Below are 10,350 nucleotides of genomic sequence, written 5' to 3' on the forward strand. Positions count from 1 at the left end.
ATTACGCTGGCCCTGTTCAGTGCCATTCTCACCGGGATCCTGAATGTGCTGCTAGCGCTGTAGTTGGCGGACGGTCTGAGGCTTTCTGAGACCTCGGTCTTTTGCGTTGTCAAGGGCCCGCCGGCAGTAGGGCTTGGCCTGAGGCAAGGGGGATCCTGCTCTCAGGTTTTTTGCTTTTGAATGGGAGAGGATCCCTTGTTTTTTCTCAGGGTTCTTCTCATGAGCGCTTCGATAAGTTCCCTCAAAACCGAACGTCTGGCGGCGGCCTTGCCCGCCGAGCTGCCGCTGCTGCTTGCGCCAGCGGGGGATTGGGAGTGTGCAAAGGCGGCGGTGGAAAACGGAGCCGATGCCATCTATTTCGGGCTGGAACGGTTCAACGCTCGCCTGCGCGCCCGCAACTTCACCGAAGCGGATTTGCCGGAGCTGATGGCCTGGCTGCACCGGCGCGGGGTGCGGGGCTACGTAACTTTAAATACCTTGGTCTTTCCCGAGGAGCTGGAGGAGGCGGAACGGTACATCCGCGCGATGACAGCAGCGGGAGTAGACGCGGTCATTGTGCAGGATGTCGGCATTGCCCGCCTGGTTCGGCATCTTTCTCCCGATTTCCCCATCCACGCCTCGACGCAGATGACTGTCACCAGCGGCGTGGGAGCTGAGTTTGCCGCCGAGCTGGGCTGCGAGGTGGTGGTGCTGGCGCGGGAGTGTTCCCTCAAGGAAATAGCCAAGATCCGCGCCCATCTGGAAGAGAGGGGATCCCCAATTGCTCTGGAGGTGTTTGTCCATGGGGCCCTCTGCGTGGCCTACTCCGGGCAATGTCTGACCAGCGAAGCCCTGGGAGGACGCTCGGCCAACCGTGGAGAATGCGCCCAGGCCTGTCGCCTGCCCTATGAGCTGGTGGTGGACGGGATCCGGCGCGACTTGGGCGAGAAGCGGTATTTGCTCAGCCCCCAGGATCTGGCCGGGCTGGAGGTGCTGCCGGAGCTGGTCAAGCTGGGGATCCACTGTTTGAAAATTGAAGGCCGCCTGAAATCGCCGGAATATGTAGCTAACGTAACGCGCATCTATCGGCGGGCCTTGGACGCTCTGGGGGCAGGGCAGGCGTGGCAGCCCTCAGCCCAGGAATGGTATGAGCTGGAGATGAGCTTTTCCCGCGGCTTGTCCACCGGCTGGCTGCGGGGCATCAACAACCAGGAGCTGGTACACGCCCGTTTTGGCAAAAAGCGGGGGGTTTACCTGGGGCAGGTGCTGAAGATCGAAGGGGATCAGGTGGGGGTGCGCCTAGAAGCCCCCCTCAAGCCGGGGGATGGGGTGGTCTTTGACCAGGGAGAGCCGGAGCTGCCCGAGCAAGGAGGGCGGGTTTACTGCGTGCAGGAGAGGCAGGGGTTGGCCTGGCTCGGCTTTGCCCGGGGGGCCGTTGACTGCAAACGCCTGCGGGTGGGGGATCGCCTCTGGAAGACCAGCGACCCGGAGCTAGAAAAGCGCCTGCGCCAGAGCTATGCCGGGGATCAGCCTCGCTTTCAACGCCCCATCCACCTGGAAGTGCACGGCCAGGCTGGACTGCCACTGACCCTGATCCTACGGGACGAAGAGGGCCACGTGGTGCAGGTGGATTCCCCACTGCCTTTGCAACCCGCTCGCCAGCAGCCCCTCACCGACGAGAAGCTGCGGCAGCAACTGGGCCGCCTAGGGGGCACGCCCTTCCGGCTGGGATCCCTGCACAACGCCCTGGAGGGGGAGGTGATGCTGCCGGTCAGCGTCCTCAACCAGATGCGGCGCCAGGCAGTGGAGCAGTTGCAAGCGCTGCGGGCCCGGCCCCGCCGCTGGCAGCTCAATCCTGAAGCCTGCTGGCAAGACCTGCTGCCGCCCCAGGAGCAAGCCGAGCTGGGATCGCCCCAGCTAGTGGTGTTGGTGCGGGAGCCGGAGCAGGTGCCGGCGGCGCTTGCCTGTGGCATCCGGCAGATCTACCTGGAGTTTGAGGATCCCCGCCGCTACCGGGAAGTTATCCGCGCTACCAAAGCTGCTCACCCTGAGGTGGAGCTGTGGGCGGCCCCACCCCGCATCACCAAGCCGGGAGAGACCTGGATTTTAAAACAAGTGTTGGCGGCAGGAGCCGATGGCTACCTGGTGCGCAACTACGACCACCTGCGCTTTTTTGCCAACCAGCGCTGCATTGGCGATTTTTCCTTGAACGTGGCCAATCCCCTCGCCGCCCATTACTTGAAAACCCGCTACCGCCTGGAGCGCCTGACCGCCTCCTATGACCTCAACCACGAGCAACTGGGATCCCTGCTGCAGGCCGGCCCCGCCCACTGGTACGAGGTTACCATCCACCAGCACATGCCCATGTTCCACATGGAGCACTGCGTCTTCTGCGCCTTTTTGTCCAGTGGCACGGATTACACCAACTGTGGTCGCCCCTGCGAAAAACACCAGGTAAAGCTAAGGGATAGGGCCAATGTGGAGCACATCTTGAAAGCGGATGCCGGCTGTCGCAACACCCTCTACAACGGCAAAGCCCAGACTGGGGCAGAATATGTGCAAAAACTGCTGGATCTGGGGCTGCGCTATCTGCGCATCGAGTTCCTCCAGGAGTCTCCTGCGGAGATCCAACAAACTCTGCGTTGTTACCAGCAACTCCTTCAGGGCCAGATGAGTGGCTCTCAACTGTGGCGCCAGCTGAAGCTCCACAGCCAGCTAGGGGTAACACGCGGTTCTCTGGAAAGTTGACGAGGGACGCCCATGCTCTTTTCGCCGCAGCAGATGCTCCCCCCCGCCCTCTACCCCCTCCTGCACCGGAGCCTGAAGACTCTTTTCCCGGAGGCTCTCTGGGAGCTGCCCCCGCATCCTAAGCAGCAGGTGGCCCTTACCTTTGACGACGGCCCCCACCCGCAGCACACGCCAGCTCTCTTACGGGTTTTGCAGGAGTTTCAGGTGCCGGCCACCTTCTTTGTGTTGGGGGAACGGGTGCAGCGCTGGCCTCACCTGGTGCGGCAAATTCGCCAACAGGGCCACGAGATTGGCCTGCACGGCTGGCAGCACCGCTCGTTTACCCAGCTTAGCCGCGGTGAACTGCTACAGAGCTTGCGACGCAGCCAGGATACCCTCGTGGCTGCCTGTGGCGGCACCCCAGAAGAGTATCGGGCTGTGCGCCCCCCCAACGGTCTCTTCTGGCCCCGGACGCTAACCGACTTGCGCTCCTGGGGGTATCTACCGGTGATGTGGAGTGTGGTGCCGGAGGATTGGCTCTGCCCGCCGGTGGCCGTGGTGGTGGAGCGGGTGCTCAACCAAGTGCGGCCCGGCTCCCTGATCGTGCTCCACGACGGCGTCCAGGGGGGATCTCAGGTAGCCGAGGTAGTCCGCCGTTTGATCCCGGCCTTGAGAGAAGAGGGGTTTGACTTTGCCGGCCTGCCGGATCCCGCAGACCTTCCCAGTTGCGGAAAAGATTGAATACAGTAGGAGTCAGCCATCGACAAGGAGGCAAGCCATGGGCGCGCGCAAGATCATCTACGGCATTTTTGGGCAGCGGGCCGGCAGCGTTATTGTCGGCACTTGGAACTGGCTGTGGGGGATCCCAGTGGACAAGGGCGGCACAGGGGCGGTGATGGTGGCAGAAGAATCGCTGCGGGCCATGCAAGAAACGGTGCAACGCCTCACCGAAGCCGTCGCCACCCAGGTGGCCGCCTACCAGCGCGCCGAACAGAAATACATGCAAAAGGTGCGCGAGTACCGGGCCCTGGAGAACAAAGCCCGCCTGGCCGCCCAACGGGGGGATCAAGAAGCTGCCCGCCTGGCCATGGCAGAAGCGCTGCGCATTGAAGCGATTCTCGGCCCGCTTAAGGAGAATGTGGAAACAGCAGAGCGCTACGTCACCGCTGCCAAGCAAAAGCTGGCCCGCGAAAAAGAGCGGCTGGCGGCCTACAAGAGCGAGCTGAGCAACCTCAAAGACATCTACGAGGTGAACAAAGCCCTTGAACAGATGACCCGCGTTAACAACGCCTATAGCATTGACTCGGCCAAGTCCCAATTTGAGGCGGCCAAGAACGCCATCCAGGCTCGCCAGCTCAAGGCGCGCGCCCTGAGCGAGCTCTCCGAGGATCGCAGCGAGCAACTTGCCGCCCAACTGGACGAAATGGCCCTCGACGACGAGGTCTCCCGCCGCCTGGCCATGCTCACCGGCCAAGGAGGCGGCTCGGCCAATCTGCCCTTGCCGGATCTGGATTTCGAGAAGCGGCTTCCCCAATAGTGGGGATCCCTTCTGGCTATTGCTCCGCCTTGTCGGGGCTTTTCCTTACGCTGAGGTGTCGTTCCCAGGAGATAGGGTAAACCTAGTCCTCGGCGAAATCGGCCTCCACCACCCCACCGGTCTCGGGGCTGGCAGCCACTGCCTGCGCCGGGACGGCTTGTGCCACCTGTGGCACTTGCACGAGCTGGGGCGTGAAAACGAACAGGTTGTAGACCGTGTTGCGGCGGATGTTGTCCATCATCTCCAGGAACAGCTCGTAGCCCTCGTTCTTGTATTCGATGAGGGGATCCCGCTGGCCATAGCCGCGCAGGCCCACCGCTTCCCGCAGCGCCTCCATCTGCTGCAGGTGCTCCCGCCAGAGGGTGTCCACCTGCTGCAACAGGAAAAAGCGCTCCGCCTTCCGCATCAAGCCGGGCTCGAACGTATCCAAGAAAGCCTCTTTGGCCTCGTAGGCCAGCTCCGCCTGCTTGATCAGGTGGTCTAGGATTTCCTGATAGGAGAGATCCCGCAAGTCGTCGGCCTTGAGGTTCTCTTTGAGCAGGGGAACGAACTCCTGCATCTTGGCCGTCAGCTTGTCGATTTCCCACTCTTCCGGCGGCAGCTCCGGGTTGACGTGGGCTTGCACGATCTCCTCAACGGTCTTGCGCACGTAGTCCAGGATCTTGGGTTTGAGGTTCTCCCCTTCCAGGATGCGCCGCCGCTCCGAGTAGATGGCCCGCCGCTGGTTGTTCATTACCTCGTCGTACTCGAACACCTGTTTGCGCAGGTCAAAGTAATACACTTCCACCTTGCGCTGCGCGTTCTCCAGGCTGCTGGAAAGCAGCGGGTGCTCGATGGGCATGTCCTCGTCTACCCGGAACATGTCCATCAGCTTGGCCACCCGCTCGCCACCGAAGATCTTGAGCAGGTTGTCTTCTAGGCTGAGGAAAAAGCGCGAGGAGCCAGGGTCTCCTTGCCGTCCGGCGCGGCCCCGCAACTGGTTGTCGATGCGGCGGGACTCGTGGCGCTCCGTGCCGATGACATGCAAGCCCCCCAGCCGCACCACCTCCTCGTGTTCGGCCTCTGTGACCTTTTCGTACTCGGCCTTGATGCTGTTGTAGACCTCCCGCAGTTGCAAGATCAGAGGATCCTGCACCGGCGCCTTCTCCGAGGCCACCGCGATGAGATCTTCCACCACCAGCTCCGGCAGACGGTTCAACCCGTACTTGGCCACTGCGGCTGCCACCACCTCGTCCAAAGCCTGGCTGGTGCGGGCCGACAGCTCACAGGGGTAAAAGTTGGGAGAGACCACCGTCCAGGATTTTTTCGGCTTGGGCGAGGTTCCGCCAAACCCTTGCCCACCGCCCCGTCCCACCATGGGAACGGATCCCAGGGGGTTGTCGGCGTCCAGTTGGGCCAGCTTGGGCATCAGCCGTTCCCGCAGCTTGAGGCGGGCCATGTACTCCGCATTGCCGCCCAAAATAATATCCGTGCCCCGCCCGGCCATGTTGGTAGCAATGGTTACAGCACCTTTGCGTCCTGCCTGGGCGATGATTTCCGCCTCCCGTTCCACGTTCTCCGGTTTGGCGTTGAGGAGGTTGTGGGGGATCCCCATTTCCTTGAGCATGGCCGAGAGGCGTTCGGATTTCTCCACGCTGGTGGTTCCCACCAAAACAGGGCGCCCCTGGGCGTGCATGTGGGCAATCTCCTCGGCGACCGCTTTCCACTTGGCGTTTTCGGTCTTGTACACCAAATCGGGGGCATCTTTGCGGCGAATGGGCCGGTTGGTGGGGATCACCGTGACTTCTAGGTTGTAGGTTTTGCTGAACTCGGCTTCCTCGGTGCGGGCAGTGCCTGTCATGCCGGAGAGCTTGGGGTAGAGCAGGAAGAGGTTTTGGTAGGTGATGGTGGCCAGGGTTTGGCTCTCGTTTTGAATCGGCACCCCCTCCTTGGCCTCCACCGCCTGGTGCAGCCCGTCCGACCAGCGGCGACCGGGGAGCACCCGCCCGGTGAACTCGTCCACGATCACCACCTCTTGGTTGCGGACGATGTAGTGGACATCCCGGATGAAGAGCTCCTTGGCCTTCACTGCATTAAAGACAAAGTGCGCCCAGGGATCCTTGGGATCGAACAGGTCGGAGACCCCCAGCAGCCGCTCCGCCGCCTCAAACCCTTCGTCGGTGAGGATGACGTTGCGGGCTTTTTCGTCCACCTCGTAGTGCTCGTCCCGGATCAGCTCCCGCGCCACCTGAGCCGCCTTGAGGTATTTTTCGGAGGGGCGGGCCATCTGGCCGGAGATGATCAGGGGAGTGCGGGCCTCGTCGATGAGGATGGAGTCCACCTCGTCGATGATGCAGTAGTTAAAGGGCCGCTGCATCACCTCTTTGATGTCGGTGGCCATGTTGTCCCGCAGGTAGTCGAAGCCCAGCTCGCTGTTGGTGCAGTAGGTGATGTCGCAGTGGTAGCTGCGCCGCTTCTCGTCGGTGGACATGCCCTCCTGCACCAGGCCGACGGTCAGGCCCAGGAAGCGGTGCACCTGCCCCATCCACTCCGAGTCCCGCCGGGCCAAGTAGCCGTTGACAGTAACGATGTGAACCCCTTTCCCGGTCAGGCCGTTGAGATAGGCAGGCAAGGTGGCGACCAGGGTTTTCCCTTCGCCAGTTTTCATCTCGGCAATCTGGCCCTCGTGCAGCACCATGCCGCCAATGAGCTGCACATCGTAGTGGCGCAAGTTGAGAACCCGCTTGGCCGCTTCCCGCACCACTGCAAAAGCCTCGGGCAGGAGATCGTCGAGGGACTCCCCTCTATCCAATCGCTGGCGAAACTCGGTGGTCTTGGCCCTGAGCTCCGCATCCGAAAGGGAGGCGATCTCAATCTCCAGCGAGTTGATCAGCTTGACAACAGGCAGGTACTTGCGGATCTTGCGATCGTTGGGATCCCCAAGGAGCTTCTGGAGAATTTGGAGCATGGGCAAGCCTAGGCCAATCATTAAAGTAGCGATATAGCGCAATTTTACCATTCCAATTGGCTTGGCCGGCCAGCCCAGCCAAGACGGCAACAGCCCTTTGCCAAGAAAGCCCCAAGCCCTGGAGGGGGGAAAGTGCTTGCGGCCAAGGGCAAGAAGATGTCAGGCTAGGGAAGCGAAGGGATCCCAGGGCTTATGAACTTTCTAGGCGTTGGACTGCCGGAAATGCTGGTTATCTTTGCGGTGGCCCTCTTGGTGTTTGGGCCGCGCAAGCTGCCGGAGATTGGCCGTGCCCTAGCCAAAACCTTGCGCAGCTTGCAGGATGCCGCCAGAGAGTTTGAGGCCCAGTTAACCCAGGAAGCCGAGGAGCTGGAAAAGGCCGCCCGCACAGCCGCTCCCAAGGGCGCCAAAACAGCAGCTCCAGCCCCAACCCAAACCAACTCGACCGGCACAGCCGACCCGTCCACAAAGCCGGCTGCCGAAGCAGAGCCTGTGGCCGCCGCATCCCCGTCCGAGGGCTCGTCAACGGCGGATGCTGCCTAGTCTATGCCCCGCTGCAACCTGCTCTGTTTCGGCATGGAGATCACGCACCTGTTCGTTTTGCTCCGGCGGAGGTAGCAGCCGGGCTGCGGCAACACGGCCAAAACCCCTCCGACTCCGAGATCTCACCAGGAGCTGCCCCCTGCCGGCTCCTCGGCGACGATGGGGATTCGCATCGACCTCAGGCGTTGGGATGGTCGGCCGGTGGATCCCTGGTTGTTGCAGGAGATCAACCGACAGGACTGAAACCCCTTGGCCAGGGGTGCTTGCTCGGAGACCGATCCAGGCCCTAGGGTAAAGGGGCGAGCTCTTTGCACTTCTATGCCCACGGCCACCCTGTTGGTCTCTTGCCCCGATCAAAAAGGGCTGGTAGCCAAGCTCTCTAACTTTATCTACAGTTACGACGGCAACATTCTTCACGCCGACCACCACACAGATCTCGAGGCAGGGCTGTTCCTGAGCCGCATCGAGTGGGACCTAGAGGGCTTTCGCTTGGAACGCTCGGAGATTGTCCCCGCTTTCTCTGGGATTGCCCGCGGGATCCAGGCCAACTGGGAGCTGCATTTTTCCGACACGCGCCGGCGCATTGCGGTGTGGGTTAGCAAGCAGCCCCACTGTCTGCTGGATCTCATCTGGCGGCAGAGGGCTGGGGAGCTGCTGGCGGAGATTCCTTTGATCATCAGCAACCATCCCGATTTGGAGCCGCTGGCCCGCTCTTTTGGCATTGACTACTACCACATCCCTGTTTCTCCGGAGAACAAGGCCGAGGCAGAGGCCCGCCAGCTCGCCCTGTTGCAGGAATATCGCATTGACCTGGTGGTCTTGGCCAAGTACATGCAGGTGCTGAGCGGGTGGCTGCTCCGCCAGGCGCCCCCGGTGATCAACATTCACCACTCCACCCTGCCTGCCTTTGCCGGCGCCAACCCCTACCAGCGCGCCCACCAGCGGGGCGTCAAGATCATCGGCGCCACCGCCCACTACGCCACCGAGGAGCTGGACGAAGGGCCGATCATCGAGCAGGACGTGGTGCGGGTAAGTCACCGCGACACAGTAGCCGACCTCATTCGCAAGGGCCGCGACATGGAGCGCCTAGTCCTGGCCCGGGCCGTGCGCTATCACCTGGAAAATCGCGTGCTGGTCTACCACAACAAGACTGTGGTGTTCGCTTGAAGGAGCTGCGCCGTTCCCCAGGATTGCAGAGCCGCGCTCCCGAAAGAGAGCTGCTCTGCCAAACTGGAAAACAAAAGTAGAGGTGGGATTATGGCCTTTGATTGGTTTCGCCGTCGCTACACCGACTTCAAGGGCGAAGCAGAATCTTCTCCCCCAAATGCCGAGTCGACGCCTCCCCCAGCGGCAGAGTCGGCAGCGATGTCGCCGGAGGACTATTTGGCTTTTGCCAAGGCCGCCTATGCCAACCTGAAAGCGCGAGCTGCTGCCCAAGCCACTCAAGCAAAGGTTGTCTCCCCAGCCACCCCTGCAGCAGAATCGCCTGCAAGCGAGGGCTCTGCCCCAGCAGTTGCAGCAACTGAGGCAGTCTCTCCCCCATCGCCTCCTGAGCAGTCGGCTGCTGCGGCCTCCTTCTTTGATCTGGCCCCCCGTGCTGCCGAGCGCCTGCAAGCCCTAAAGGCAACCGCTGTGGAGGAACCGGAGCCAATGGCGGCAGCCGTGGCTGCCCCGCCCCCAGAGCCGGCGGCGGAAGAGGTGGTTTTCGACGAGGGCTTTCGCTGGTCAGCCGAGATCCTGGCAGCCCAAGGGCGCAAGCCCGAAGAGATCTCCGTAGAAGAGATCTCCTGGCTGCAAAAGCTGCGGCGGAGTCTGGGCAAAACCCGCCTCAACCTGATCAACCAGTTAAAGGCTCTAATAGGCCGGGGGCCTCTTGATCAAGAGGCGGTCGAAACAATTGAGACGATGCTGCTGCAGGCGGATGTGGGCGTTGAGGCCACTGAGCAGATCATCCAGGCCCTGCAAAAACGCATGCGCGAGGAGGTGGTGCCCCCCGAGGAGGCGGTGAAGTACCTCAAGCAGCAGATGCGGCAGATGCTGACGGTAGGGGATCCCACCTTTGCGCCGCAGCGGGGCAGGCTCAACATTTGGCTGATCGTCGGCGTGAATGGGGTGGGCAAGACCACCACCATCGGCAAAATTGCCCATGTGGCCCGCCAGTCCGGCTACCAGTGTCTAATTGCTGCCGCCGATACCTTCCGCGCTGCTGCCGTCGAGCAGCTCAAGATCTGGGCAGAACGGGCGGGGGTGGATGTCATCGCCAACCCGTCTCCCAATGCCGACCCGGCAGCCGTGGTGTTTGATGCCATCAACGCCGCCAAGGCCAGAGGTACGGAGCTGCTGCTGGTGGATACGGCAGGCCGCCTGCAAAACAAGAAAAACCTGATGGAGGAGCTGGCCAAGATCCGCCGCATCATTGACAAGAAAGCTCCCGAAGCCAAGGTGGAAAGCCTCTTGGTCTTGGATGCCACCCAAGGGCAAAACGGCCTGCGCCAGGCCCAGGTGTTTGCCGAAGTGGCCAAGCTAACCGGCGTCATCCTCACCAAGCTGGACAGCACCGCCAAGGGGGGGATTGCCCTGGCCATTACCCAGCAGATGCACTTGCCCATCCGCTTTATCG

Annotated in this window: 7 protein-coding genes; 6 read left to right on the forward strand and 1 reads right to left on the reverse strand. The window is 62.0% G+C overall.

The genetic code is table 11. The features are described 5' to 3' along the window. Nucleotides 1-219: 219 nt before the first annotated feature. From SYN63AY4M2_RS03800 to SYN63AY4M2_RS03810, 3 genes are read left to right on the forward strand one after another with little or no spacing between them, the layout of a single operon-like run. On the forward strand, nucleotides 220-2,727 hold the full coding sequence (locus SYN63AY4M2_RS03800) for a U32 family peptidase (RefSeq protein ID WP_099887479.1): 2,508 nt from the start codon (nucleotides 220-222) through the stop codon (nucleotides 2,725-2,727). Nucleotides 2,728-2,739: 12 nt separating this feature from the next. Next, a complete protein-coding gene (locus SYN63AY4M2_RS03805) occupies nucleotides 2,740-3,447 on the forward strand; it encodes a polysaccharide deacetylase family protein (protein WP_099887221.1) in 708 nt (235 codons plus the stop codon). Nucleotides 3,448-3,484: 37 nt separating this feature from the next. After that, nucleotides 3,485-4,243 (forward strand): PspA/IM30 family protein, encoded by a 759-nt coding sequence (locus SYN63AY4M2_RS03810; protein ID WP_099884191.1) that lies wholly within the window; start codon nucleotides 3,485-3,487, stop codon nucleotides 4,241-4,243. Between the two features lie 82 nt (nucleotides 4,244-4,325). Here SYN63AY4M2_RS03810 and secA read toward each other — a convergent pair whose 3' ends face one another. Further along, nucleotides 4,326-7,181: a preprotein translocase subunit SecA gene (gene secA / locus SYN63AY4M2_RS03815; protein ID WP_168175117.1), complete on the reverse strand. Its 2,856-nt coding sequence runs from the start codon at nucleotides 7,179-7,181 to the stop codon at nucleotides 4,326-4,328. A gap of 201 nt (nucleotides 7,182-7,382) precedes the next feature. Here secA and SYN63AY4M2_RS14340 point away from each other — a divergent pair, with 201 nt between their 5' ends. From SYN63AY4M2_RS14340 to ftsY, 3 genes are all read left to right on the forward strand, one after another. After that, nucleotides 7,383-7,730 carry a TatA/E family twin arginine-targeting protein translocase gene (locus SYN63AY4M2_RS14340; protein ID WP_099884193.1) on the forward strand — a complete coding sequence of 116 codons (348 nt, stop codon included), beginning with the start codon at nucleotides 7,383-7,385 and terminating at the stop codon, nucleotides 7,728-7,730. 318 nt (nucleotides 7,731-8,048) lie between these two features. Further along, complete coding sequence (gene purU, locus SYN63AY4M2_RS03825; RefSeq protein WP_099884195.1) at nucleotides 8,049-8,897, forward strand: formyltetrahydrofolate deformylase; 849 nt, start codon at nucleotides 8,049-8,051, stop codon at nucleotides 8,895-8,897. 90 nt (nucleotides 8,898-8,987) lie between these two features. After that, nucleotides 8,988-10,350, forward strand: a 1,363-nt coding sequence (gene ftsY / locus SYN63AY4M2_RS03830) for a signal recognition particle-docking protein FtsY (protein ID WP_099887481.1), incomplete at its 3' end; no start/stop codon positions are given.

The organism is Synechococcus sp. 63AY4M2, from assembly GCF_002760475.1.
Taxonomy (GTDB): Bacteria; Cyanobacteriota; Cyanobacteriia; order Thermostichales; family Thermostichaceae; genus Thermostichus.